The sequence below is a fragment of the Knoellia sp. S7-12 genome (assembly GCF_040518285.1).
In the GTDB taxonomy this organism is placed as follows: Bacteria; Actinomycetota; Actinomycetes; order Actinomycetales; family Dermatophilaceae; genus Knoellia.
In genome coordinates this window covers 1426579-1451661 of the sequence record NZ_CP155449.1, presented here as the reverse complement: position 1 = coordinate 1451661, position 25083 = coordinate 1426579, and the positions used below count along the sequence as shown (strand labels likewise).

The following is a 25083-nucleotide window of genomic DNA, read 5'->3' as shown; positions in this document are numbered from 1 at the left end:
ATGGGCAATGGGTCGACACTGTGCCCATGATTCGACCCGACGGCATCGACGCCCTGGACGCGCGGCTGATCGCGCTCTTCACCGAGAACCCCACGGTGGGAGTCCTGGGCGCCTCTCGTCTCCTCGGCGTCGCCCGGGGCACGGTCCAGGCCAGGCTCGACCGACTCCAGGGCCGCGGCATCATCTCGGCCATGGGACCGCAGGTCGACCCGAAGGCTCTCGGCTATCCGGTGACGGCGTTCTGCACTCTCGAGATCCGCCAGCGCCAGGGGCACGAACCCGTCGTCGCCCACCTCGCCGCGATCCCCGAGGTGTTGGAGATCCATTCGACGACAGGTGTCGGTGACCTCATCGTCCGAGTCGTGGCACGCGACAACGCCGACCTCGGCCGGGTCATCGACGAGATCATCGACGACGTCCACGTCCTGCGGGCGAACACGTCGATGTGCCTCGTGACGCACCTCGACCACCGCACCGGCCCCCTCGTCGAGGCGTCAGCGCAACGCGGCACCGACTGAGCACCGCCGACCGAGCCGACTCAGGTCGGGAAGGCGTTGCCGAGCATGAAGGCCGCCCAGATGGAGCCGACGATGAAGGCGCCTCCGAGGACGGAGATGGCCATGCCGCGCGAGCCCTGCGTCTGGCGGCGTCGCCTCCCACCGATGATGACGAGGGCGATGCCGATGACATCCATCGGCGGAGCGATGAGCCAGAGCCACTGCTGGATGACGAACGCTCCTGCGGTGAACCCCACGGCGAGCAGTGCGCCGATGACGATGAGCGCGATGTGGTTGATCGTGATCTTGGTTTCGAGGTACGAGTTGCTCACGTGGCTGACCCTCGGTGGCGGTGAGCCATCAGAACGACATGAGGCACCCGACGGTGCCGCCGACCATGAGCACCGCCGGGACGATCATCGGCAGCGTCGGGGTGAGGTTGACCCGGTCTCCCGGGATCGAGTTGAAGTGCCGGATGAGCATGACCGCCCAGGCGAGCGCCCAGCCGACGGCCGCCACGACGGACCACACGACCATGGCCCCGCGATCAGCGAGCACGCCGATGGCCGCGAACAGCAGTGGCCCCGCCCAGAACAGGCACATGCCCAGGACGAACCGGAATCCAAAGATGTTGTCACTGGCGGCACTGCGCCAGAAGTCCCGGAACCTCACCAGGTGCCACCTTCATGGAGCGGTCCGGGACGACCGGTCGCGCCGGGGTCGTTCCGGCTCTCCTCGCGCACAGGATCGGGCTTGGTCTCTCCGTCGGCCAGTGCGGCGTCCACCCGATCGCCGAAGATGTCACGCAGGGCGTCTGCGGACCGGTGCCCGTCACGACCGGACAGAACGTCCGCCAGCGTCGTCTGGTCGAGGTCGATCCGCTGCTGGAGCTCCTTGAGACCCTCGCCGTGCTTGCCTGCACGGATGTCCTGCTCCATCTCCTTCTCCTGCGCCTGGGCCCGCGGGTCCTCGCGCTCCTCCTCGACCTCGAGCCGGAACTGGTGGAGTGCCTCGCGCATCTCGCTGACCTCGCGCAGGTAGGAGCCCATGGCCTTGTCCATCTGCCGTTGGGCGCCACGCAGCTCTCCCTCGGCGACGGCGAACTCGTTCTCGAGGCCCATCAGAACGCCGATTCGGCGGTGTTGTCCGCGTTGTTGCCGGCCGCGACGTTTCCTCCGACGGCCAGAGTCCCCAGGAGCAGCTTGAACGCGATCGCCATGCGCGAGAAGGCTCGTGCCGCAGTGAGAAGGGGCGGGACGATGTCCTTGAGCTTGTCGATGTATTCGATCGCCCGCTTCACGAGGCTGATCCAGCGCTTGATCTTTGCGGCGCCCTTGAGGATCCATCCGAGCAGCTTGGCGAGTGGGACACCGATGAGCTCGTCGACGACGAGGCCGATGATGCCCACGACCAGCTTGACACCCTCGTAGGTCGCGGTGATGAAGTTGCCGACCTGTCGCGCCACCATCGTCAGCGCATCGCCCTGCCGCTCGCACGCCTTCGACGTCTTGTGGAAGACCGAGGTGGCCTCGGTCGCGGCCGAGGCGCGCCACGAATTGTCGACGCCATCAGCGATCTCGCCGAAGTTCACCCCGACGGCACGCGAACAACCGCCGAGCCGGTCGAGGTTGCCGCGCAGCATGTCGGCGTCGGCGAAGCTTCCGGCGATCGGACCGAGGATCTTGTCCATGAGGTTGAAGCCGAGCTTTTCGAGCGCCCAGTTGATGCCGCCGATGAACGAGCCGAGCTCGGACTTGAGGCCCTCGATGAGCGGCCCGGTGTCCGACTCCCCCACCGGGGTGAGCGTGGACGAGACGTCGAAGAGGTTGATCGCTCCGGCTTGCCGGTCGGCGAAGGTCGGGGTGTTCCCGTCGATGGACCCGCCACCCTCGAAGGCCTCGTAGTCGTCGTTGTCGCTGAGGGCGTTGCCCCAGGTCTGCGCGTTGTTGATGCCGTCTGCCCCGTCGAAGGTCGCGCCGAGAAGGTCGCTGAAACCGCCTCGACCGCCGATCCCCCGCGGCCCCGGCATCTCGTACGTCGAGTCCATGGGCCAGCTGCGCTCCATCGCGCCATCGATGGCCCAGCCACTCCAGGACCCGGCATTCTTGCCGTTGCCGTTGTAGTTGAAGACCGCCCCGTTCCCCTGGGCGATGGCCGGCGGGGTGTAGTCGGCCGTCGTGACCTTCCACGCCTTGGCCAGCACCGTCGAGGACTGCACGTCGTCGCGGCGGTACTGCTCGCGGTTGCTCTTGACGGTGTCGCGGTAGCGCTCGGCCGCCTGCGTGGCCTCACTGAGGCCGCCCGTCACCTCGACGGCCGCGTCGGAGTAGACCGGGCTGAAGAGCGTGAGCACGGGGATCGACGAGAACTTCGAGGCACTGCAGTGCTCCCCGAAGAAGCTCTCCATCTTGGAGAACGTCCTCATCTGGTCCCCACAGGCCGATTGCAGGTTGCGCATGCCCTCGTAGTTGACTTCGATCGTCGCCACCGTCTACCCCTCCGTTGATCCGATGTCGGATGAACCCTGCCAGTCGCCCTGCGGTGTCGCAATGGGGAGCATTCCCCGGTGGCCGAGCGAAGGCCTGTCCGTCACGAGGCGGCTCAGCGCCGACCCACGAACCAGAGCCTGAGCTTCTCGATGCGAACCGCGACCTGCTCGGATGTCGCCGCCGCGAGTTCCGGTCCGCCGCAGGCCCTTCGGAGCTCCATGTGCACGTTGGCGTGCGGCGCACCGCTCTTCTTGGCGTATGCCGCGACGAGCTTGTTGAGTTCCTTGCGTTGCCCAGCGAGCGCTCGGTGAGCAGACACCGGCGCTTCCGAGGCCCGTGGCTTGCGACCTGTCGCGTTGGACTGTTTGGTCTGGCGTTCATGCAGCAGGGCCGACACTTGGTCGGGCTCGAGCAACCCGGGCAGACCGAGGTAGTCCTGCTCCTCGTCAGACCCGACGTCAGCGTGCAGACCGAACTGCTGCGCGTCGAAGAGCACGTGGTCGAAGTGCGCATCGGACTCGAGAGCCTCGAAGCTCTCCTCCTCGAGACCGAGCGTCTTGTCGGTGCGGTTGGCCGCCGCGAGCAGGCTCTCTTCTTCGGCCCACATCGAGGCCTCGGCCTCGGGGTCGCTCTTGCGGTTGAGGGCGTGGTCGCGCTCGAGCTCCATCGACGCGGCGTGCTCGAGGATAGTCGGCACCGACGGAAGGAAGATGGACGCCGTCTCGCCACGCTTGCGGGCCCGGACGAACCGCCCCACGGCCTGCGCGAAGAAGAGCGGGGTCGAGGTCGAGGTCGCATAGACACCGACACAGAGCCGGGGCACGTCGACACCCTCGGAGACCATGCGCACGGCGACCATCCAACGGGTATCACCCCCGGCATACTCCTCGATCCGCTGGCTCGACCCGGCGTCGTCGGAGAGGACGACCGTGGTCTTCTCCCCGGTGATCGAATGCAGGATCTTGGCGTAGGCGCGCGCTGTCGTCTGGTTCGTCGCGATGACGAGTCCGCCGGCGTCCGGCACGTGACGGCGGACCTCGGTGAGGCGCTTGTCTGCCGCGGCAAGCACTGACGGCACCCACTCGCCCTTGGGGTCCAGGGCCGTGCGCCAGGCGTGGGCCGTCTGATCCTTGGTGAGCGGCTCGCCGAGCCGGGCGGCGATCTCGTCGCCGGCCTTGGTCCGCCAGCGCATGGCCCCGCCGTAGGCGAGGAAGAGCACCGGTCGAACGACAGCGTCGCGAAGCGCAGCGGCATACCCGTAGGTGTAGTCGGCGGCCGAACGGACGATGCCGGCCTCGTCCATCTCATAACGCACGAACGGGATCGGATTGGAGTCGGAGCGGAAGGGCGTTCCGGTCAGCGAGAGGCGACGGACGGCCGGGGTGAACGCGACCCGGATGGCATCGCCCCAGCTGCGGGCGTCTCCCCCGTGGTGGATCTCGTCGAGGATGACGAAGGTCGCAGTGGCCTCGGTCCGACGCTGGTGCAGGTCCGGGCGAGCCGCGACCTGGGCGTAGGTGAGGGCGACGCCGTCGTACTCGTGGGAGTGGACCGCGGTCGAGTTCGAGAACTTCGGGTCGAGCTGGATGCCGACACGCGCTGCCGCCTCCGACCACTGGGTCTTGAGGTGCTCAGTCGGTGCGATGACGGTGATTGCCTTCACCTCGCCGCTCTCGAGCAGCTCCGCCGCGATCCGCAGGGCGTAGGTCGTCTTGCCTGCACCGGGCGTCGCGACAGCCAGGAAGTCCTTGGCATCGGCCTCGAGGTAGGCCGTGAGCGCGTCCTGCTGCCAGGCGCGCAGCTTCGCGGCGGTACCCCACGCCGCCCGCTCGGGGAAGGCGGGACTGAGGTGGCTGGCAGCAGAGGTACTCATCGGCTCCGCAAGGGTAACGACGATCGTGAGGCGACATGCCGAGGGCCCGCCTCACGGACGGGCCCTCGGGTGTGTGCTTGCCCTGGATCAGGGCTTGGGGGGTGCGTGGACTCAGCCGCGGAAGGCGACCCAGGCGTTCTGCATGCGAGTCTTCTGACCCGCGGAGAAGTGGTCCATGCAGACGTCGGTGGTGTAGTCCATGAAGTTCTTGATCGGGTCGAGACCGGGCAGGGTGCATGTGTCACGACCGGTCGGGCAACCTGACGCGGGGCTGGCCTCGGCCGGGGTGTCGGTGACGTAGTCACCGGCCGTGTCCGAGCAGCCGCCCTGGAACGTGTGGAAGAGGTTCAGCCAGTGACCGACCTCGTGCGTGCCCGTGTCTCCCTGGTTGTAGGGCGCGGCCGTCCCACCGGGCAGGCTCTCGTCGAGGAGGACGACGCCGTCCATTGAGGTCGTCCGACTCTTGGGAAAGGTCGCCCAGCCGAGCAGGTCGTCGCCGAGGTTGGCCGTGTAGACGTTGAGGTCTGACTTGTCACCGGTGTAGAGGGTGTTCTTCATGTTGCGCTCGGCCGAGCTGCCGTAGGTGAGCCCGTTGTACCAGGTCGCGTTGTTCGTCGTCGTCGTGCTCTTGAGTGCGAACGTGAACCCGGTGCCGGCGTAGGCGCTGTTGAGGACGCTGATCTGGCTGTTGATCTCGCTGGCCGTGAGCACGCCCTTGGCGCCGTCGGTGATGGTGTGCCAGTGGACGTCGATCGTCGCGGGCACGAAGGCGCCGCCACCGCCGCCGGGCTTCCTGGCCTCGCCCGAGGAGCTGCGGGTCAGACCCTTGGCCGCGAGGACCTTGGCCAGCTCGGCATCCATGGCCTTGGCCTGTGCGGTCGAGACGTCATGCGGGTCGCGGGAACGCGGCGCGCCACGACCGGCGGTGACCTCGTCGGCGTGCACCTCGGTGGCGCACTCGGCTGCGACGCCGGGGTCACCGGACGTGCTGACGGCGGACGCGCTCGTGGCGCTGAGGCCGAGGCTTGCCGCGGACAGGATCGAGGCCGCGACGAGGGCGACGGTGCGCATTGGACGAACAGACATGTGGTGTCCCTTTCGGTTTGCACAAACCTCTATGAGGTTCGACTGCCCCCCGAACCTAGCGAGACCCTCCGCCCGACGGACCAAGGAAGTTCCATGACTCGGTCAAGGTTTGGCAAAGTGCCTCAAGCCGGGTATGCCGTCCGCCCACCTTCGTGGGACCGCGCGCCGCCTCGCGTCGACTCAGAGCCGACGGAGTGTCACTCGCCGCCGTCCTCGGGCTTGCGCAGGCCTTCGTAGACCTCTTTGCACGTGGGGCAGACGGGGAACTTCTTGGGGTCGCGCCCGGGGATCCACACCTTGCCGCACAGCGCCTTGACCGGCTCACCGGAGAGCGCGGATTCGAGGATCTTCTCCTTGCGCACATAGTGCGAGAAGCGCTCGTGGTCGCCGGGCTCCTGGACCTGAGGGATCGTCTCCTCGCGCTCGAGCACGGCAGTCTTGGTCGACGGGCCGGACGGTTGCTGCTGAGGGGCGTTGGGGTCGCTCATGGGCGTCAGTGGGTCACTCACCCGTCCAGCGTACGTCTCGTTGCTGATGCAGTTGTCAGTTGAGCTCGGGGTCCGACGGGAAGTACGCGACGAAGGCGAGCTCACCCGGCTGTCGTCGGAGGACCTGCTCCCAGAGGTGATCGGGGTCATCGGTGAGCAGGTCACCGGACTGGGAGTCCACGACGAACCAGGAGCCACGCACCAACTCGCTCTCGAGCTGCCCGGTGGACCACCCGGCATACCCGGCAAAGATCCGCAGCCCGCCGACCTCTGGCATGACGAGCAGCGGTGGGGTGTCGAGGTCGACGATGGCGACGGAGCCGAACAACCGCTTGCTCCCCGGGGGCGGTTCGTCGCCGCCATGGAACGTGACGAGCCCCAGAGCAGAGTCCAGCTGGACCGGCCCACCCTGGAAGAGCGTCTGCGGAGATGCGATGTGCTCGCCCCAGCCGGGAAGGACGGAATCGACGTCGGCGCCCAAGGGCTTGTTGAGGACAACCCCTTGAGCGCCGTTGTCGTCGTGTTGGAGCACGAGGATCACGCTGCGGTGGAACACCCCGTCATCGAGTTGCGGGGTGGAGACGAGTAGTCGTCCCGTCGTGCTGTCAGCGTCCACGGTTCCATTCTGCACGGCCACCGGCGCGGCTACCGGCACCGCGGCGCTCGCCACCACGCGAGCCGCCTTGGCCACCGCCCTGGTAGCCACGTGAAGCACCCTGGAAGCGACGCGGCGGGCCACCGGGACGACGGCCACGCTGTTCCTTGGCCTCGAGCAGCGGCATCCAGACATGGTCGGCCACCGGGACACCGGACGGCATGCGCCCACCGGCGGCCTCGACGTGCTGGTCACCCGGGATGACGCGGATCGGCGCGACGTCGAGACCAGCGGCCTCGGCGAGACGTTCCATCGTCCGCTTCTGGTGCGGCAGGGCGAAGGTCACGACGGTGCCCTTCTCCCCCGCGCGAGCGGTGCGGCCGGCGCGGTGCAGGTAGTCCTTGTGGTCCGCGGGCGGGTCGGCCTGCAGGACGAGACCGATGTCGTCGACGTGGATGCCGCGGGCGGCAACATCCGTCGCGACGAGCACGGGCAGTGATCCGTCACGGAACGCACCGAGCGCGCGGTTGCGCAGGTTCTGGGACAGGCCACCGTGGATGGCCGCCGCGAGGACGCCCTTCTCACGCAGCTCGCGGGCGATGCGGTCGGCGCCGAGCTGGGTGCGCACGAAGACCACCGTGCGACCGTCGCGGGCGGCGAGCTCGGCCGTGAGCTGCTTCTTGTTGTTGGGGTCGATGAGCATGATGTGGTGGCTCATCGTCGTGACGCTGGCCTGCGCGTCCTCGGTCGAGTGCGTCACCGGGTCGTTGAGGTAGCGGTCGACGAGCTTGTCGATGCCCTTGTCCAACGTCGCCGAGAAGAGCAGTCGCTGACCGCCGGCGGGAATCTTGTCGAGGATCGCGGTGACCTCGGGCATGAAGCCCATGTCGGCCATGTGGTCGGCCTCGTCGAGGATCGCGACCTGGACGTCGTCGAGCTCGCAGGAACCACGCTCGATGAGGTCGTTGAGGCGACCCGGCGTGGCAACGAGGATGTCGATGCCGCTCTTGAGGGCCCGGACCTGGGGCTCGTAGGACAGGCCGCCGGCAACGAGCTTGTGACGCAGCCCGGTGACGTGGACGAGCGGCTCGAGGGCGTCGCTCACCTGCATGGCGAGCTCACGCGTCGGCACCATGATGAGTGCGCGCGGGCGCTTGGGCGCTGGCTTGGTGCCGTCGACGAGGCGCGTGATGGTCGGCAGCCCGAAGGCAAGGGTCTTGCCCGAACCGGTCTGGCCACGACCGAGGACGTCGCGACCTGCGAGAGCGTCGGGGATCGTGGCGGTCTGGATCGGGAAGGGCGACGAGATGCCATCGCGGGCGAGGCGCTCGACGAGGCGGGGGTCGACACCAAGGGCGGCGAACCCGTTGTCCTCGGTGACGGTCGCGGGGCCGGTGCCCTTCTTGGACTCGTACTTCACCCAGGTGTCGGCCTGGGCGCGCTCGGCCTCGGCCTCTTCGAAGGTGCGCTGCTCGGGCAGGTCGTGGCGGCGCTCGTCGTAGTGACGGCCCTCGTGGCGGTCGCGACGCACGGGGTCAGCGACCCGACGCGTCGGGCTGTCGCTGTCACGACGGAACGGCGGACGGCCCTCACGGCGCTCGCCATAGGTCGAGGTGGGGCGGCTGCCGCGCTCGTTACGGTCGTCGCGGCGGGGACCTGCGTATCCGGGGCGTGCGTTGCGGTCGCCGCGGTCGGGGCTGCCGTATGCCGGGCGATCGCCACGGTCGTCGCGCCGGGGCGCCGAGGTGCCGCGGTCGTCACGACGCTGGCCGTATGCCGGACGCTCGCTGCGGCTGTCGCCACGTGAGTCGGAGCGGTTGTCGGTGCGGTTGTCGCGACCTTGGTAGCCACCACGCGAATCGGAGCGGTCGTCGCGGCGAGGTGCCGAGGTGCGGTCGTCCCGGCGCTGGCCGTATGCCGGACGCTCGCTGCGGCTGTCGCCACGCGAGTCGGAACGCGTGTCGCGGCCCTGGTAGCCGCCACGCGAGTCGGAGCGGTCGTCACGACGGGGAGCCGACGAGCCACGGTCGTCACGACGCTGGCCGTGTGCCGGACGCTCGCCGCGGTTGTCGCTGCGGGGCGCCGAGGAGCTGCGGTCGTCGCGACGCTCCGGGCGCTCACTGCGCTCGGGGCGTGCTCCACGGTCCTCGCGGTCCCAACGGGGGCTGCGCTCGGAGCGCGGCGCCTTGGTGCGGGGACCGTCGGGCTGACCTCGGTGCGTCTTCTTGGGGCCCTTGGACTGCGCCGCGGACTTCTGTGAGGAGGTCCAACGCGGCTTTTTGCCGCCTGAGGAAATCTTCTTGGGCATGGTGAATCACTCGATCCGAGTCGATGGTGTGGGCGTATACGGCCCTCCACGCGACATCTGTGTCAACGAGATTCAACGGGCTGGAACGCGGGCGCCGGAAGTGGCGCAAGGGTCCATCCTACCAGCGATCCGCCAGGCCCCCCACTCACGCGAGTGTCCCCCCGCCCTCCCCCACCTCCCCCACTTCTTGCGCAATCCGTCGGCACGGCCCTCTACGACAGGCTGGTTGTGAGTCATTCATGATCAGCGAGGGAGTTGGCGAGTGTGTCGATCAGTCCGGGGTTCACGAGGGAGCAGATCCGTGAGTTCGTGCATGAGTACGAGCTCCAGCCGTATGGGCGGAAACGGGTTTGGGTCGAGGGTCAGGGGTTCTCCTATGACCGTCTGCGGCGTTGGCGGCTGGCGGTGTTCGAGGGGGATCTCGACCGGGGGCTGATCCCGCGAGAGGGTGGTGCTGTGACAGTCCCACCAGAGAAACGCACCGGCATCGAGAGGCAGCGCGCCAGGGAGCGCGCTAAGCAGGAGGCCGAGCTCGCGCGTTTGAACACGCGGGTGCGGGAGTTGGAGGAGACCAACGCCGCGCTGGGAAAAGCTATCGGGCTCTTGCATCAGATGAGCGAGCAAGAGCCCGCCGTGAACCCGCCGACGACCGATCCGCCCGATTCCTCGACGCAGAAAACGACCTCGTCGGACAGTTGACGGCGATCACCAGGTCGCAGCGGCAGGCGCTCGACCTGGCCGGGGTGTCTCGATCAACGTGGCACTACCGGTCGAATCCACGGGTGCGGGTCGCTGACCCGATACTGCACAGGGATCGGGCGTATCCATCGCGGATCAACGATGCCGACCGTGCCGTGGTCAAGGCGAGGATCACGGCCGGCTGGGCGGACGGGCACTCGGTGGATCACTCGTTCGCGTCCTCGTGGGATGACGGGGTGATGCTCGCCTCCCGCCGTTCGTGGTGGCGGATCGCCCGAAGCGTCGAGGACCAGTCGACCCGTCCGGTCGTGCCCACTCGACGCGGCAACAGCGACCGGACGCCGCGCGAAGCGCCGGTGCTGGAAGCGACCGGCCCCGGGCAGGTCTGGAGCTGGGACATCACCGATCTGCGTACCCCGTGGCGTGGTGTCGCGTTCAAGGCGTACTCGATCATCGACATTTTCTCCCGCAAGCTCGTCGGCTGCAGGGTCGAGGAACGTGAGGTCGATGAGCTGGCCGTCGAGATGTTCGAGGATGCGTTCGGCCAGCACGGGATCCCCGACGCCGTGCACGCCGACTCCGGGCCGGCGATGCGTTCCGGAGTGCTGAAAGACCTCCTGGGCAACCTCGGCGTCACGCAGACCCATAACCGGCCGCGAGTGAGCAATGACAACCCGTTTTCCGAGTCGGAGTTCCGCACCATGAAGTACCGGCCGAACTATCCCGGCACCTTCGAGACGATCGAGCAGGCCCGCGCCTACATGGACTGGTACGTGCCTTGGTACAACCAGAACCACAAACACTCCGGGATCGCACTGTTCGCTCCGGACGAGGTCCACGACGGTACCTGGCGTGAGTCCTGGGCCCAGCGGGACGCGACCCAGCAGGCGTACTACGAACAGCACCCCGAGCGGTTTCGTCATCGACCCTGCAACCCCACGCCAGCTGGGACCGTCGGCATCAACCTCAAGAAGGACGAAGACAGCCCCGCCACAGAGACCGAACGACTCCACGCAGCTTGACATCGCCCGCGGCCCACGTATTGCCACATCCATCGGGCGATGGATTGGGCAAGAAGTCTGATGATTCGACCGATTGCGCAACAAGTGGGACTGCGTTCGGGAACCGGCACGCCGTCAGGTCGCGGAGCCTGCAGTGGGGCGTCGGTGGAGGGCGAAACGGGCCGCGGCGGCACCGAGGGTGACACCGACGAGGTCGGCGACGACGTCCCACGGGTCGCCGGAGCGATTCGGCAACAGGGTCGCCTGGATGAACTCGCTCACCGGCGCGTGCACGGCCAGGACCGCGATCACCGGTGCCATGGGCAGTCGGGCCAGCACCGCAAAGAACACCGGGAGGGCGAAGACTGCGCAGTGGACGAGCTTGTCGAAGTTCGGGAACGGCGCCGAGCCTGCGCCCGACGGTGCATAGAGGACCCCGAGCTGGAAGAGCACGGCCGCGATGGCTGGGACCGACGACCAGCGACGAAGGCCCTCGCCCGTCACGCCGTCCTCCGGGTGAGCGCCGTGACGAACTCGACGTGCCCGAAGTACCCCGAGTCCCCCAATGCGACGGTCGCCGCATCGCCGCGCTGGTCGGCCGACGCGATGACCGAGGCCACCAGCGCCACACCGATGCCCTTCAACTGCAGGGCCGGCGTCACCACTCTCATCGGGCAACCGCTGAACCAAGCACGCCCCAACTGCGCCCTACCTGTGTTGTGTCCGGGGGGTTGGGAAGACCGCAAATGCTTGGGCCAGGCCACGTAGCTTCTCCGATCAGGTCGTATGTCCCCGCCTTCAACTCCTCTGGCATGGCCAGGGTCTGCGGCACCTTCCGTTGGTTTGCTGTCAGAGCCTTCACAGTCGACCGTGCCACCGCCTTTTGAGCACGGTCGTCGAGGTCTGTCCCGGCGGGCACCACATAAATGACGAAACTGAGTAGAGGGCGGTCCGGGGTTGCCACCAGGACTTCCGCAGTCACGTTCACCTGCTGTCCAGCGCGGACCTCGATTGGCTTCGAGAGTGCACCTTCGACAGTCCGAGCTCCAACGAGGACCGGAAGGCCCGGGGGGCATCCAGGCGCCATCCGTGCCGGCGCGTTGGCGGACGGGCTTTCGGGTGCAGAGATTGCTTCCTTACCTGGCGGTGGATCAGATGCCAGGACTGCAACCATTCCGGCCACCGTCGCAGCACCAGCCATCACGGCGGAAGCAAGGAGTAGTCGCGAGGAACGAGTCTCGCGTGTGTGCCCGAAGGAAACCGCGACGTCGGCTTCTGCCCGTGAGAAAATCGCCTCCACGGGCGGAGGTGTGTGACTGTCCGCGTATTCACGGATCCGGGATCTGGCACTGTCTTCTGCTGACCTCATGATCCTCGCCTCTCCATTCGGATACGAAGTGTCGCGATCGCTCGGTGGAGCGTGGATTTGACAGTTCCAGGACGACAACCGAGCGCCAGCGCGATCTCTGCCTCTGAGAGGTCCTCGACGTATCTCAGAGTGATGGCGATCCGCTGCCGCGCATTGAGGCCGCTCAGCAAGTCAAGGAACTCGCTCTCGGCAGCGGTGACCGGCGTGCTCACCCGCGAGTGCCGACGCAGAATGGCATCTCGGCGCCGCTGCGTCCGAAGTGCGCTCAGGCAGTTGTTCACCACTGCACGGCGCAGCCAAGCCTGGGGCTGAGACACCGTCGCCCAATGCACCCACAACTGCGCGTAGGTGTCCTGAACGAGGTCCTCAGCCAAGTCTCGGTCACGCACGGTCGCCACAGCAACGGCCATGAGGTGGCCGTACGTCCGGAGATACACGTCCTCGAACGCGGCTCCGGCCAAGGCCGGGGCTGCGCCGGCCTCAGAGTGCTTCATCACGGTCACACCATTACAGGTGCGCAACTCCCCCAGTTGGTTCCCTGAGAAGGGAACGTTCCCAGGGAAACCTCACCTTGCCGACGTCGAGTCGGGAGACTCCTCGGGTGCGATACTCGCCGCTGCGAGGGCGGCCTTGGAGACAGCAGCGGCCACAACACCTGCGACGTCGGGGTGGAAGACGCTCGGGATGATGTAGGTCGCGTTGCGCTCCTCGTCCTTGACCACGGCAGCGAGAGCATCCGCTGCCGCCAGCAGCACCTCCGGGGTGAGCACCTTGGAGCCCGAGTCGAGCAGCCCACGGAAGACGCCGGGGAAGACGAGGACGTTGTTGATCTGGTTCGAGAAGTCGGAGCGGCCGGTCGCGACAACGGTTGCGTGCTTGGACGCCTCGATCGGGTCGACCTCGGGCGTCGGGTTGGCCATCGCGAAGACGACTGCATCGTCGGCCATCGTCGCGATGTGATCGCCGGTGAGGATGTTGGGTGCCGAGACGCCGAGGAAGACGTCAGCACCCACGAGGGCTTCGACGAGGGTTCCGGACAGCCCCTGCGGGTTGGTGTGCTCGGCAATCCACGTCTGGTTGGGGTGCTCCCCCGAGAGCACGTCGTCGCGCTCGGTGTGGATGACGCCATGCATGTCGGCGACGACGACATTGCGCAGGCCGGCATACAGAAGGAGTTTGAGAATCGCGGTGCCGGCAGCGCCGGCACCGCTCATCACGAGCCTGACGTCCTCGAGCTTCTTGCCGACGACGGCGAGCGCGTTGCGCATCGCGGCGAGGCAGACGATCGCGGTGCCGTGCTGGTCGTCGTGGAAGACCGGGATGTCCAGCTCGGCCCGCAGTCGGGCCTCGATCTCGAAGCAGCGCGGCGCCGAGATGTCCTCGAGGTTGATGCCCGCGAAGACCGGCGAGATCGCCTTGACCGCGGTGATGATCTCCTCGGTGTCCGTGGTGTCCAGGCAGATCGGGAACGCGTCGATGTCGGCGAAGCGCTTGAACAGCGCCGCCTTGCCCTCCATGACCGGCAGTGCCGCGAGCGGGCCGATGTTGCCCAGCCCCAGCACTGCAGTGCCGTCCGTGACGACAGCGACGGTGTTGCGCTTGATCGTGAGGCGGCGCGCGTCCTCGGGGTTCGCGGCGATCGCAAGGCAGACGCGGGCGACACCCGGGGTGTAGATGAGGGACAGGTCATCGCGGTTGCGGATCGGCACCTTGGACTCGATGCTCAGCTTGCCGCCGAGGTGCATGAGGAACGTGCGGTCAGAGACCTTGCCGATCTCGATGCCCTCCACCCCGCGCATCCGCTCGACGATCTCGTCGGCGTGGCCGGGATCTCGGGTCATCAGCGTGACGTCCACGCGCACGCGCTCGTGACCGGACGCCGTGACGTCCAGCCCGGTGACCACACCCCCTGCCTGCTCCACGACGCTGGTGAGCTCGCTGACTGCGGTGGCTCGAGCGGGGACGATGAGGCGGACGGTGACGGAGTTCGCGGCAGAGGGAATGGCGGCCATGGACACGATTCAACCTGCTACTCGCGAGTTCGACTCAATCGACCCGCCCACAGCGGCCCGCACGCGCATCACCCTCGCCCCGCTCGCCTCCCGACCTACAGTTGCCCCATGACCGATCACGTCGAAGTCACCGGCCGCGGAGCGCACCACGTCGTCCCCGACCTCGTTATCGTGCGAGCCCGCGTGCAGTGCGATGCCCGCGACGTCGCCTCCGCCCTGACGGAGTCGTCGAACCGCACCGCTGCAGCCCTGCAGGCCGCGGCGGATCACGGCGTCGAGGCACGCGACCGGCGCACCGACGACGTCGGTATCCACCCGCGCCACGACCAGAACGGCCGCAAGGTCATCGGCTACACGGCATACCAGGCGTTCCGACTCACGGTCCGCGACCGGGATCGCGTCGGCGACCTCCTCCAGGCCCTCGCCGGTGCTGCCGGGGATGCGCTCGCGGTCGACGGGATCGAGATGGGCGCCGACCAGACGGACGAAGCGGTGGCCGGGGCACGCGACGCGGCGTTCGAGGACGCCCGCCTGCGCGCCACCCGGTTCGCCGGCCTTGCCGGTGCAGAGCTCGGCAAGGTCCTCCACATCCGCGAGGGTGGCGCCGACGACCACACACCCCGCCCGATGATGGCCCGCATGGCCGACTTCGCCGGCTCGATGCCGATCGAGGGAGGGACGCAGGCCATCTCGACCACTGTCACGGTCCGCTGGGAGCTGACTTGAGCTGGGTCGACGCGCTCGGCTGGTTCGGGTCGGCGCTCCTCGTCTTTTCGCTCCTGCAGGCGCGAATCCTGCGACTGCGCATCCTCAACACCATTGCGTGCGTGATCCTCACCGGCTTCAACGCCATCATCGGTGTCTGGCCGATGGTCGCGATGAACATCGTCCTCGCCGCCATCAACCTGTTCTTCATTGCCCGGATGCTGCGCGAGAAGAGCGACGCGAACGCCTTCACGGTCATCGAGGTCGAGGAGCAGGACGCCTATCTGCAGCACTTCCTCAAGGCGCAGAACCATGACATCGCGAAGTTCAACCCGGGCTTCAACGGCGTCACCGAGTCGGCCAGACGCTTTGCGTACCTCGTCCTTCACGGCCACGAGACCGTTGGTGTCGTGGTCGTGCGCGATGCCGGCGGCGGAGTCGGACAGGTCGAGCTCGACTACGTGACCGAGCGCTACCGCGACTTCACCCCGGGCGAGTTCGTGTGGCGGCACAGCGGCCTGTTCGCCGGCCACGGCTGGCGCATGATCCGAACTCCCGACTCTATGGTCGGCGCCTACTACGAACGGATCGGCTTCCGGCGCGACGGTGACGCCTGGGCGCTCGACATCGCTGGTGTCACGCGCCCAGAGGGCGCTCGCTGAGGTCGACTCTGCGATCAGAGCGTCAGGCGTCCAGCCCGAGATGCGTGCGTACAGCCGGGGCGAACGGGCTCCACGAGAACCAGTGCGGCAGTGCCCGCGTGAGATGTGACGGCCCGGTCAGGGCCAGGCTGCCGTCCGCGAGGGCGCGCGGATAGGTGACGATGCCTGAGAAGACCCGCATCAGCGCGACCGGCTCCGTGGTGACCACCAGGTCGTTCGCGAAGCCGGGAGGGTCGGTGCACACCGAGGTCTCGCGGCGTTCGATCACCATCCAGATCCGGGTGGGGTCCTCGCCCGTGTAGTCGAACTCGACGACCGTGCGGTGGTCGGGCAGTTCCGTACTGACCAGGCGGCGCGACATCCACCACGTGAGGGTGACCGGATCGACCTCACGCGGCTCGGGCTCGCTGAACATCCAGCGCACCGCCCACTCCCCGGCGGCCATGATGACACCCTCGAGGTCGCGACCCGCTGGCGTGAGCTGGTACTCGTGGCCGGCGGCCACAGCAACCCGCTGCACCACGCCCTTGCGTTCGAGCTGTTCGAGGCGCTGTTTGAGCAGCGACCGTGAGATCCCCGGCAGGCCCCGATCGATCTCGTTGAACCGGCGGGCGCCCAGCACCAGCTCGCGGATGATCAACGGTGTCCAGCGCTCCGCGAGCACGGAGCTGGCCAACGCGACAGGGCAGTACTGGGCGTACTCCTTCACGTGTCGAGTGTCGACCCCCGGACCTCTCCCAGTCCAGAAATTGGCCCACTCCGGTCCAGTTCTCGTTCTGGCCGGTGGCGGGACCTGAGATGCACGCTCGTTCCACACCCACCCGAGGAGGAACCATGACCACCACGTTCGACCCCATCGCCTTCAAGACCACCACCCGCGCCCAGTGGGAGACCGCCGCCGAGGCCTGGCACCGCTGGGGTCCTGCTGTTGAGAACTGGCTGGGCACGGCGACCGAGCAGATGCTCGACGACGTCCACCTGAGCGCAGGTTCTCGCGTTCTTGACGTTGCTGCTGGCGCCGGCGGGCAGACCCTCGCCGCTGCCCGACGCGTCGGGGACACCGGTCACGTCCTCGCGACCGACATCTCACCCGCGATCCTTCGATTCGCGGCAGACGAGGCCGCAGCTGCCGGACTGTCCAACGTCGCCACGTTGGAGGCCGACGGCGAGGACCTCACCGGCGTCGAGGACGGCAGCTTCGATGCGGCGATCTCCCGCGTCGGGCTGATCTACTTCCCCGACCAGGCCCGTGCCCTGAAGGAGATCTGCCGGGCTCTCAGGCCCGAAGGTCGAGTCTCCGCGATCGTCTACTCGACCCCAGATCGCAATGGCTTCTTTTCGATCCCGGTGGGGATCATCCGCAGGGTGGCAGGGCTGCCTGCCCCCGGCCCGGGGCTTCCCGGTCCCTTCAGCCTGGGCGCGCCCGGAGTGGCCGAGGCGGCCTACACCGCAGCGGGATTGGTGGACGTCACCGTGTCGACAGTCCCGTCCCCGGTGCGCCTGGCGAACGCCGCAGAGTGCGTCCGCTTCGAGCGGGAGTCGTTCGGCGCCCTGCACCAGATGCTCTCGGGGATCGACGAGTCCGCGCGCACCGAGGCGTGGCACGAGATCGAGGAGGCCCTGGCTCAGTTCGACGGACCGGACGGCTTCGTCGGGCCCTGCGAGATGCTCGTCGTCTCGGGAACACGTCGCTGACCTCGGCGATCGAGAGTGATCATCACCCGGTGACCGGTGATGACGACGGCCAGCCAGCCGAGCCCGATGGCCCAGCCGGCGACGACGTCAGTGAGCCAGTGGTGCCCGAGGAAGACCCGTGACAGACCCATCGCGACGACGAGGATCCCGAGCGTCGCGATGGACAGGACCCGCCACCTCTTGCGGTTGGCCCAGACGACGAGCAGGTATGCCGTGAGCCCCAGGACGACGGTCGCGTTCAGGGTGTGCCCAGAAGGGAAACTCGGCGACACCTCGAAGGGAGGCACGGCGAGCGCCTGCGGCGGCCGGTCCCGGGCGGTGAGCTCCTTGCCGGTCACGGTCATGAGGAGCGAACCCGCGCTGGCGATCGCCATGAGGAGCAGCGGGGTCCAACGACGCCAGGCCCACGCGATGGCGACGGCCACAGCCACGGCGATGCCCGGCATACCCACCTTGCCGCCAAGGTCCGTGAAGTCCGTTGCAAGCTGCGCAGTCAGGGGCGTGCGGGCCCGCACTGCGGCGTCGAGCACGGGCTGGTCGATCTGGGCGATGCCATCGCGGTCGACGACGTCCTCATAGACCTCCGCGGTGATCCCGCTGAACCCCCACACCAGCGCGAGACCGATCCCGACCGTGAGGACCAGGGCAATGTTGGCTCCCGACCAGCGCATCAGTCGAGCGATGACCTCGGCTGTGCGGACGAGCCAGTCGACGACCAGTCGGCCTGCGGCAGAACGCCATTCGGCGAGGTCACGGGTGCCGATGCGCTCTTCGTCGCGAGGTGGGGTGCGCTGGAAGGGTGCAAACGGCATACGAGATCGTCACACATCAGAACTTGCGGACACACGAACACCCGGTGCGATCAGCGTTGCTGACCGACCGGGTGTCGATGTCGTGGGATGAGCACGGTGGTGGAGGTGGCGGGAATCGAACCCGCGTCCACTGACGGGAAACCAAGACTTCTCCGGGTGCAGTGCGCTAAGGATTTTCTCGGCCCCAGGGCTCGCGCGCACACGTTCCCTGACAGGCCCAGTCGGATTAAGTCCCACGCCACCCCCCGACGAGAGTGACGCAGCTAGTTCTCTAGATGGCGCCAGACACTGAGACGAGATCTAGCTCAGGCTGACGGACTTTGCAGCTCGCTCAGGCGGCGAGGGCGAAGTCGGTGCGCTTGGAGTTGGCACCTATTGGTTTGCACGGATCGTTAACGAGATAACCGTGCATCCTCGACCCGCTTCTCTTGATACGCCGACCAATGTCGAAACCGATCACCCCCGTGAGGGGGCTCATCCCACGCTGTTCAGTTGTGTCTTCCAACTGTACCCGTCAACGCGTGGCGACCTCGAATCATTTCCCCGGCCGCCACGCGTCAGGGTTCAGACGAGGGCTGACTTCAGCGCCTCGGGAAGCGAGGTGGTCGGGCGGCCGAGGAGCCTGGAGAGGTCCCCCGTCTCGACGAGGAGACCACCCTGCTTGAGTCCGTCGTCGCTGTCGGCAAGCACCTGGGCGAAGCCCTCGGGCAGTCCGGCGTCCACGAGGGCGGCCGTGTAGTCGGCCACGGCTAGGTCGCGGTAGACGACGGGTGACCCGGCCACGGCAGCCAGGGCGGCGGCATACTCACTCATCGTGAAGGCCACGTCGGCGCCCAGCTCGTAGACCTGTCCCGACTGACCGTCGGCGATGATCGCCGCCGCAGCTGCCTCGGCGAAGTCGGCGCGGGTGGCGGCACTGACCCGCCCCTCGCCGGCGGCACCCAGGACGACGCCGTGCTCGAGTTGCACGGGGACCTGCGCGGTGTAGTTCTCGAGGTACCAGGAGTTGCGCAGGAGCACGGTCGGCAGACCGGACTCTGCGAGCGCCTCCTCGGTGGCCTTGTGTTCGGCCGCGAGACCGAGCGGCGAGGAGTCCGCGCGGACGACGCTCGTGTAGGCGACGATCTCGACACCGGCGCGCACTGCCGCATCAATGACGTTCTGGTGCTGGGCCACACGCTGACCGACCTCGCTGCCCGAGATGAAGAGGAGCCGGTCCACCCCGGCGAAGGCAGCATCGAGGGACGCCGCGTCCTCGAAAGTGCCCACCCGCACGTCAACCCCGCGTTCGGCCAAGTCCGAAGCCTTGGACGCGTCACGGACGAACGCGACGATGTCGCCGGGCACGACACCGCGTGTGACGAGGGAGTCGATGGCGAGGCGGCCGAGTTGTCCGGTGGCGCCGGTGACGAGAATCGTGGTCATGGGTGGGGCCTTTCGAGGTGGTGACATTGACGCTGACACCCGAAGAACGACTGACACCACGGCATACTTCCCAAGAGTTAGTACCCACTTTGAAGTAAGGTACGCACATGAAAGTAAGTGATCCACTGAGTGAGTACTTCCCTGACGCCGTCTTTGCCGCTGGCTGCCCGAGCCGGACCGTCCTCGACCACGTCATGAGCAAGTGGGGGCTCCTCGTCCTCATCTCCCTCGGCGACGGGAAGCCCTTGCGCTGGAGCGAACTGCGTCGTCGGGCCGAAGGGGTCAGCGAGAAGATGCTCGCCCAGACCCTGCGCACTCTCGTCGCCGACGGGTTCATCCTGCGTGACGCGCGCCCAGTCGTGCCACCGCACGTCGAGTACTCGCTGACTCCTCGCGGGCTCGAGCTTGCCGCTCTCCTCAACCCACTCATGGTGTGGGTTGTCGAGAACGCCCCCGAGATCCTTGAGGATGCAGCAGCGTCGTGAGTCAGGCGGCCCGAGCGGCCTTCTGCTCGGCCGGGTCCTCGGCGAGCAGGAAACGCTGCAGACCCGCGAGGTCATCCGTGTTGAGGACGTCGACGTCGGCAGCGACGAGCTCACGCCACAGCGCCTCGCGATTCGGTAGTGCGAGGTCGGGCGTCGCCCAGAAGCGCACCTGCTGGCCGTTGGCGTGCGCGGTCGCGACGATCTGGTGGAGCTTGGCGCGCTCCCCCGCCGGCATCTCGCCGACGCCCTGCCAGGTGAAGAACTTGGTCCAGTTGTCGCTGATCAGCGGAACCAGGCTGGCCGAGAGCGGGCCACCGAGATCGCTCATCCGGCCGTCATAGAACGAGAAGCGGGTCGTGGCCGCCTGCATCGCGGCCAGGTCGCGGTTGCCGGAGATGACGGCGGTCACCGCGCGCTCGTGGACCCGCCCCTGGCGGTACGCCGAGAACAGCTGCGGGTATGCCGCGAGCTGCCGGTCGATGACCGGCCACGCTGCCGGTCCGTTGCTCTTGACGTCGATGAGAAGCCGGAATGAGTCGCGCCACTTCGGGTGGATCGCGCCACCGTTCTCGCGGAAGCGCTGAGCGAGCGGCTCAAGATACTCCGCGCGCAGGGTCCGGTCGAGGTCCGGCGCGTCATGGCCGAGGTAGAGCTCACCGTCGACGAGCCAGACGTCCGCCTCGGCCGAGGTGAACCCGTGGTCGAGCGCATCGAGCAGGGGGCGGTCGTGCTCGTAGTCGTTGTGGGCGTGGGCCCGCTCCAAGGGCTGCACGCTCGACCGCGAGGCCGGGGCAGCCAAGGAGGATCCGGGCGTCACGGCGGTGGGCGCTGCGGCGGCGAAGGCGGCCGGCGAGGCGACGAGACCCGCCCCGAGCAGGGCGGCGAGGAGGACGGATGGACGAGCGAACGGCATACGAGGCATGTCCTTCACCCTGCCCGCGGCCGGTGAACCCCACACGTCGAGAACACGAACAGGTCCGGACTCTGAGCAGACCGTCTCACCCCGTGAGCCGTCACTAGGATCGCCGCAAGCGATTCGCATCACATCTGGAGGTATGCCGTGTTCCGCAAGGTCCTCGTTGCCAACCGAGGTGAGATCGCCGTCCGCGCGTTCCGCGCCGCCACCGAGCTCGGCGCCAAGACGGTCGCCGTCTTCCCCCATGAGGACCGCAACTCCGAGCACCGGCTCAAGGCCGACGAGTCCTACCAGATCGGGGAGGAAGGGCACCCGGTCCGGGCCTATCTCGACCACGAGAGCATCGTGCGGGTTGCTCTCGACTGCGGCGCCGACGCGATCTATCCGGGCTACGGCTTCCTGTCCGAGAACCCCCTGCTCGCCGAGGAAGCGGCCGCTCATGGCATCACCTTCATCGGTCCTCCGCCCGAGGTCCTGCACCTCACGGGCAACAAGGCCAAGGCGATCGCTGCCGCGCGCGAGGCCGGTCTCCCGACCCTTCACGGCTCCGAGGCCGGGACTGATCTCGACGCCCTCGAAGCCGCCGCGGCCGACTTCAGCTTCCCGCTCTTCGTCAAGGCTGTCTCCGGCGGTGGCGGCCGAGGTATGCGTCGCGTCGACGACTCCGCGAACCTGCGTGATGCCCTCGAGGCCGCTCAACGCGAGGCCGACGCGGCGTTCGGTGACCCGACGCTCTACATCGAGGAAGCCGTCATCGACCCGCGGCACATCGAGGTGCAGATCCTCAGCGACGGCACCGACGGCGAGGGCGGAGTACTCCACCTGTTCGAGCGCGACTGCTCGGTGCAACGTCGCCACCAGAAGGTCGTGGAGATCGCGCCAGCCCCCAACCTCGATCCGGCGCTGCGTGACCAGATGTGCGCCGATGCCGTGCGCTTCGCGCGAGAGATCGGCTACGTGAACGCCGGCACTGTCGAGTTCCTCCTCGGCAAGGACGGACGCTACGTCTTCATCGAGATGAACCCGCGGATCCAGGTTGAGCACACCGTCACCGAAGAGGTCACGGACATCGACCTCGTCATCTCTCAGATGCGGATCGCGTCGGGCGAGACCTTCGAGGACCTCGAACTGAAGCAGGACGACATTGTCGTGCGCGGGTTCGCCCTACAGTGCCGGATCACGACCGAGGACCCGTCCAACGGGTTCCGACCCGACGCGGGCACCATCACCGTCTATCGATCGGCCGGTGGCGGCGGGGTGCGCCTCGACGGCGGCACGGTCTTTGTCGGCGCCAAGGTTTCAGCCCACTTCGACTCGATGCTCGTCAAGCTCACCTGTCGCGGTCGGACCTTCCCGATGGCGGTGCGGCGGGCGCGAAGGGCGCTGGCAGAGTTCCGGATTCGCGGCGTCTCCACCAACATCCGCTTCCTCGAGGGCGTCCTCGCTGACCCCGTGTTCCAGGCCGGCGAGGCGACGACGAGCTTCATCGACGAGCGGCCCGAGCTGCTCACGGCACGCACGCCTGCCGATCGCGGCACCAAGCTGCTCACCTATCTCGCGGACCTCACCGTCAACCAGCCCAATGGTCCGGCCCTCACGTCGATCAGGCCGCGCACCAAGCTTCCTGTCCTCGACCTTGATGCCCCGGTGCCCCCGGGTTCACGCGACCTGCTGCAGCGCGTGGGGCCGGCCGAGTTCGCTCGACAGCTCCGCGAGCGCACCGACGTCGCCGTGACGGACACGACCTTCCGTGATGCCCATCAGTCCCTGCTCGCGACGCGCATGCGCACCCGCGACCTGCTCCATGTCGCCGGACACGTCTCCCGACTCACTCCCGAGCTGCTCTCGATGGAGGCCTGGGGCGGGGCGACCTACGACGTCGGACTCCGGTTCCTCAGCGAGGACCCGTGGGAGCGGCTCGCGCTGCTGCGTGACGCCATGCCCAATGTCCCGTTGCAGATGCTGCTCCGCGGGCGCAACACGGTGGGCTACACGCCCTACCCGACCAAGGTCACCGATGTCTTCGTCCAGGAGGCCGCTCGCACCGGCCTCGACATCTTCCGGATCTTCGACTCGCTCAACGACGTGAGCCAGATGCGGCCCGCCGTCGAGGCCGTCCTGTCCACCGACACCGCCGTCGCCGAGGTCGCGCTCTGCTACACGGGCAACCTCAGCGACCCTGACGAGAAGCTCTACACCCTCGACTACTACCTCCGGCTCGCCGAGCAGATCGTCGACACCGGCGCCCACGTCCTCGCAATCAAGGACATGGCAGGACTGCTGCGCGCACCGGCCGCCCGCACCCTCGTCACCGCGCTGCGCGAGCGTTTCGACCTGCCCGTCCACCTCCACACCCACGACACCGCCGGCGGCCAGATCGGCACGCTCCTCGCAGCCATCGACGCCGGCGTGGACGCGGTCGACGCCGCTTGCGCGTCCATGGCCGGGACGACGAGCCAGCCGTCCCTGTCGGCACTCGTGGCGGCGACCGACGGGACCGATCGCCCCACCGGGCTCGACATCGACAACGTCTTTGCCCTCGAGCCCTACTGGGAGGCCGTGCGCCAGCTCTATGCCCCCTTCGAATCCGGACTTCCCTCCCCCACCGGTCGGGTCTACTTCCACGAGATCCCTGGTGGACAGCTGTCGAACCTGCGCCAGCAGGCCATCGCCCTCGGCCTCGGCGACCGCTTCGAGGACATCGAGGACATGTATGCCGCGGCCAACCGGATCCTCGGCAACCTCGTCAAGGTCACGCCGAGCAGCAAGGTCGTCGGCGACCTCGCCCTCGCCCTCGTCGGAGCCGGCGCGGACCCGGACGACTTCGAACAGAACCCCACGAAGTACGACATCCCCGACTCCGTCATCGGCTTCCTCGAGGGTGAGCTCGGCGACCCGCCCGGTGGCTGGCCCGAACCGTTCCGGACCAAGGCCCTGCAGGGGCGCAAGGGCAAGCCGCGCGTCACCGAGCTCACGCCCGAGCAGGAGCAGGCGCTCGACGACACACCTCGCGCCACGCTCAACGAGCTGCTCTTCCCCGGGCCGACCAAGGACTACCTCGTGTCCCGTGAGCGCTACGGCGACCTGTCGGTCCTCGGAACCGTCGAGTTCCTCCACGGCCTCGACCAGGACCGCGAGTACGAAGTCGAGATCGAGGCCGGCAAGCGGCTGCTGCTCGGGGTGTCCTCCATCGGTGACGCCGACGCCAAGGGAATGCGCACCGTCATGTGCACCCTCAATGGTCAGTTCCGTCCCATCACGGTGCGCGACAATGCGATTCAGGTCAACGTGAAGACCGCCGAGAAGGCCGACCCCGGCAATGCGCTGCACGTTCCGGCACCGTTCGCCGGCGTCGTCACCCCGGTCGTGGCCGAGGGTGACACGGTCGAGGAGGGCGCCGTCGTCGCGACCATCGAGGCGATGAAGATGGAGGCCAACATCACCGCCCCGAGCGCCGGCACGGTCGAGCGCCTGGCGATCGGCGACCACCAGCAGGTGGAGGGCGGCGACCTTCTTCTGGTCCTCGGAGGCTGACGCCCCATCCTCGTCCTGCCGGGGTTAACCTGAAGAGGCATCGATGCGTCAAGACGCGGCGCTTGCTCGGTGCAGATCACACATCCGCACAACCAAGGAGATTCACCATGGGTATCGGAGACAAGATCGAGAACATGAAGGACAACGCGACCGGCAAGGCGAAGGAGGGCACCGGCAAGGTGACCGACAACGAGCGCCTCGAAGCCGAGGGTCGCACGGACCAGTCCAAGGCCGACCTCAAGCAGGCCGGCGAGAAGGCCAAGGACGCCTTCAAGAACTGAGTCGTCCAGCACGGTGAAGGCCGGTCACCCCGAGAGGGTGGCCGGCCTTCACCGTGCCCATCGACCCTCAGACAAAGGTGGATCTACCGGCGGACTATCAGCCCAACTCCCGGAGGCGCGAGTTCGTGCTCAAACAAGCCGCGACGTCACC

At 67.7% G+C, this 25083-nt stretch carries 26 protein-coding genes and 1 other RNA gene; 9 read left to right on the top strand and 18 right to left on the bottom strand.

Going from position 1 to position 25083, the window contains the following annotated elements:
* Positions 1 to 26: 26 nt before the first annotated feature.
* Positions 27 to 518, top strand: coding sequence for an Lrp/AsnC family transcriptional regulator (locus V6K52_RS07005; RefSeq protein WP_353953163.1), 492 nt, complete (start codon positions 27 to 29; stop codon positions 516 to 518).
* A gap of 20 nt (positions 519 to 538) precedes the next feature.
* Here the strand turns inward: V6K52_RS07005 and V6K52_RS07000 are convergent, their stop codons facing one another.
* From V6K52_RS07000 to V6K52_RS06960, 9 genes are all read right to left on the bottom strand, one after another.
* Positions 539 to 829, bottom strand: a complete 291-nt coding sequence (locus tag V6K52_RS07000) for a hypothetical protein (RefSeq protein WP_353953162.1) — start codon at positions 827 to 829, stop codon at positions 539 to 541.
* A gap of 28 nt (positions 830 to 857) precedes the next feature.
* Positions 858 to 1169 carry a hypothetical protein gene (locus tag V6K52_RS06995; protein ID WP_353953161.1) on the bottom strand — a complete coding sequence of 104 codons (312 nt, stop codon included), beginning with the start codon at positions 1167 to 1169 and terminating at the stop codon, positions 858 to 860.
* On the bottom strand, positions 1166 to 1618 hold the full coding sequence (locus tag V6K52_RS06990; protein ID WP_353953160.1) for a hypothetical protein: 453 nt from the start codon (positions 1616 to 1618) through the stop codon (positions 1166 to 1168). The genes V6K52_RS06995 and V6K52_RS06990 overlap by 4 nt, the downstream gene beginning before the upstream one ends.
* The gene (locus V6K52_RS06985; protein ID WP_353953159.1) at positions 1618 to 2985 is read right to left on the bottom strand and encodes a hypothetical protein; all 1368 of its coding nucleotides are present in this window, start codon (positions 2983 to 2985) and stop codon (positions 1618 to 1620) included. Before V6K52_RS06985 ends, V6K52_RS06990 begins: the two co-directional genes overlap by 1 nt.
* Before the next feature lie 113 nt (positions 2986 to 3098).
* Positions 3099 to 4859 (bottom strand): DEAD/DEAH box helicase, encoded by a 1761-nt coding sequence (locus V6K52_RS06980; RefSeq protein ID WP_353953158.1) that lies wholly within the window; start codon positions 4857 to 4859, stop codon positions 3099 to 3101.
* A gap of 111 nt (positions 4860 to 4970) precedes the next feature.
* The gene (locus tag V6K52_RS06975; protein WP_353953157.1) at positions 4971 to 5945 is read right to left on the bottom strand and encodes a zinc metalloprotease; all 975 of its coding nucleotides are present in this window, start codon (positions 5943 to 5945) and stop codon (positions 4971 to 4973) included.
* 197 nt (positions 5946 to 6142) lie between these two features.
* Complete coding sequence (locus V6K52_RS06970) at positions 6143 to 6433, bottom strand: DUF3039 domain-containing protein (RefSeq protein WP_353953731.1); 291 nt, start codon at positions 6431 to 6433, stop codon at positions 6143 to 6145.
* Positions 6434 to 6488: 55 nt separating this feature from the next.
* Positions 6489 to 7049, bottom strand: coding sequence for a YqgE/AlgH family protein (locus V6K52_RS06965; RefSeq protein WP_353953156.1), 561 nt, complete (start codon positions 7047 to 7049; stop codon positions 6489 to 6491).
* Positions 7039 to 9336: a DEAD/DEAH box helicase gene (locus tag V6K52_RS06960; RefSeq protein WP_353953155.1), complete on the bottom strand. Its 2298-nt coding sequence runs from the start codon at positions 9334 to 9336 to the stop codon at positions 7039 to 7041. Before V6K52_RS06960 ends, V6K52_RS06965 begins: the two co-directional genes overlap by 11 nt.
* Before the next feature lie 264 nt (positions 9337 to 9600).
* On the opposite strand from V6K52_RS06960, the gene V6K52_RS06955 reads away from it, so the two are divergent.
* Positions 9601 to 10035: a hypothetical protein gene (locus tag V6K52_RS06955; RefSeq protein ID WP_353950713.1), complete on the top strand. Its 435-nt coding sequence runs from the start codon at positions 9601 to 9603 to the stop codon at positions 10033 to 10035.
* Between the two features lie 155 nt (positions 10036 to 10190).
* Positions 10191 to 11057, top strand: coding sequence for a DDE-type integrase/transposase/recombinase (locus V6K52_RS06950; protein ID WP_353950714.1), 867 nt, complete (start codon positions 10191 to 10193; stop codon positions 11055 to 11057).
* Positions 11058 to 11171: 114 nt separating this feature from the next.
* Here V6K52_RS06950 and V6K52_RS06945 read toward each other — a convergent pair whose 3' ends face one another.
* From V6K52_RS06945 to V6K52_RS06930, 4 genes are all read right to left on the bottom strand, one after another.
* Entirely contained in the window at positions 11172 to 11540 is a 369-nt protein-coding gene (locus V6K52_RS06945) for a VanZ family protein (protein WP_353953154.1), read from the bottom strand.
* Entirely contained in the window at positions 11537 to 11707 is a 171-nt protein-coding gene (locus V6K52_RS06940; RefSeq protein ID WP_353953153.1) for a hypothetical protein, read from the bottom strand. Before V6K52_RS06940 ends, V6K52_RS06945 begins: the two co-directional genes overlap by 4 nt.
* 694 nt (positions 11708 to 12401) lie before the next feature.
* The gene (locus tag V6K52_RS06935) at positions 12402 to 12899 is read right to left on the bottom strand and encodes a sigma-70 family RNA polymerase sigma factor (protein ID WP_353953730.1); all 498 of its coding nucleotides are present in this window, start codon (positions 12897 to 12899) and stop codon (positions 12402 to 12404) included.
* Between the two features lie 72 nt (positions 12900 to 12971).
* Complete coding sequence (locus V6K52_RS06930) at positions 12972 to 14417, bottom strand: NAD-dependent malic enzyme (protein ID WP_353953152.1); 1446 nt, start codon at positions 14415 to 14417, stop codon at positions 12972 to 12974.
* Positions 14418 to 14525: 108 nt separating this feature from the next.
* Here V6K52_RS06930 and V6K52_RS06925 point away from each other — a divergent pair, with 108 nt between their 5' ends.
* Together V6K52_RS06925 and V6K52_RS06920 are read left to right on the top strand one after the other, a co-directional pair.
* On the top strand, positions 14526 to 15143 hold the full coding sequence (locus V6K52_RS06925; protein ID WP_353953151.1) for an SIMPL domain-containing protein: 618 nt from the start codon (positions 14526 to 14528) through the stop codon (positions 15141 to 15143).
* Positions 15140 to 15784, top strand: a complete 645-nt coding sequence (locus V6K52_RS06920) for a hypothetical protein (protein WP_353953150.1) — start codon at positions 15140 to 15142, stop codon at positions 15782 to 15784. The genes V6K52_RS06925 and V6K52_RS06920 overlap by 4 nt, the downstream gene beginning before the upstream one ends.
* A 22-nt stretch (positions 15785 to 15806) precedes the next feature.
* Here V6K52_RS06920 and V6K52_RS06915 read toward each other — a convergent pair whose 3' ends face one another.
* The gene (locus tag V6K52_RS06915; protein WP_353953149.1) at positions 15807 to 16493 is read right to left on the bottom strand and encodes a helix-turn-helix domain-containing protein; all 687 of its coding nucleotides are present in this window, start codon (positions 16491 to 16493) and stop codon (positions 15807 to 15809) included.
* Positions 16494 to 16618: 125 nt separating this feature from the next.
* Here V6K52_RS06915 and V6K52_RS06910 point away from each other — a divergent pair, with 125 nt between their 5' ends.
* On the top strand, positions 16619 to 17479 hold the full coding sequence (locus V6K52_RS06910) for a methyltransferase domain-containing protein (protein ID WP_353953148.1): 861 nt from the start codon (positions 16619 to 16621) through the stop codon (positions 17477 to 17479).
* Here the strand turns inward: V6K52_RS06910 and V6K52_RS06905 are convergent.
* The 3 genes from V6K52_RS06905 to V6K52_RS06895 form a co-directional block, all read right to left on the bottom strand.
* Positions 17410 to 18291 carry a phosphatase PAP2 family protein gene (locus V6K52_RS06905; protein ID WP_353953147.1) on the bottom strand — a complete coding sequence of 294 codons (882 nt, stop codon included), beginning with the start codon at positions 18289 to 18291 and terminating at the stop codon, positions 17410 to 17412. The genes V6K52_RS06910 and V6K52_RS06905 overlap by 70 nt on opposite strands.
* Positions 18292 to 18388: 97 nt before the next feature.
* Positions 18389 to 18755: a transfer-messenger RNA gene (gene ssrA / locus V6K52_RS06900) on the bottom strand.
* 100 nt (positions 18756 to 18855) lie between these two features.
* On the bottom strand, positions 18856 to 19716 hold the full coding sequence (locus V6K52_RS06895) for an SDR family oxidoreductase (protein ID WP_353953146.1): 861 nt from the start codon (positions 19714 to 19716) through the stop codon (positions 18856 to 18858).
* 107 nt (positions 19717 to 19823) lie between these two features.
* Between V6K52_RS06895 and V6K52_RS06890 the strand changes: the two genes are divergently transcribed.
* Positions 19824 to 20201: a helix-turn-helix domain-containing protein gene (locus V6K52_RS06890; protein WP_353953145.1), complete on the top strand. Its 378-nt coding sequence runs from the start codon at positions 19824 to 19826 to the stop codon at positions 20199 to 20201.
* A 1-nt stretch (position 20202) separates the two neighbouring features.
* On the opposite strand, the gene V6K52_RS06885 is transcribed toward V6K52_RS06890, so the two are convergent.
* On the bottom strand, positions 20203 to 21123 hold the full coding sequence (locus tag V6K52_RS06885; RefSeq protein WP_353953144.1) for a phosphatidylinositol-specific phospholipase C/glycerophosphodiester phosphodiesterase family protein: 921 nt from the start codon (positions 21121 to 21123) through the stop codon (positions 20203 to 20205).
* A 138-nt stretch (positions 21124 to 21261) separates the two neighbouring features.
* On the opposite strand from V6K52_RS06885, the gene V6K52_RS06880 reads away from it, so the two are divergent.
* Together V6K52_RS06880 and V6K52_RS06875 are read left to right on the top strand one after the other, a co-directional pair.
* Complete coding sequence (locus tag V6K52_RS06880; RefSeq protein ID WP_353953143.1) at positions 21262 to 24651, top strand: pyruvate carboxylase; 3390 nt, start codon at positions 21262 to 21264, stop codon at positions 24649 to 24651.
* A gap of 107 nt (positions 24652 to 24758) precedes the next feature.
* On the top strand, positions 24759 to 24932 hold the full coding sequence (locus V6K52_RS06875) for a CsbD family protein (protein ID WP_353953142.1): 174 nt from the start codon (positions 24759 to 24761) through the stop codon (positions 24930 to 24932).
* Positions 24933 to 25083: the final 151 nt, after the last annotated feature.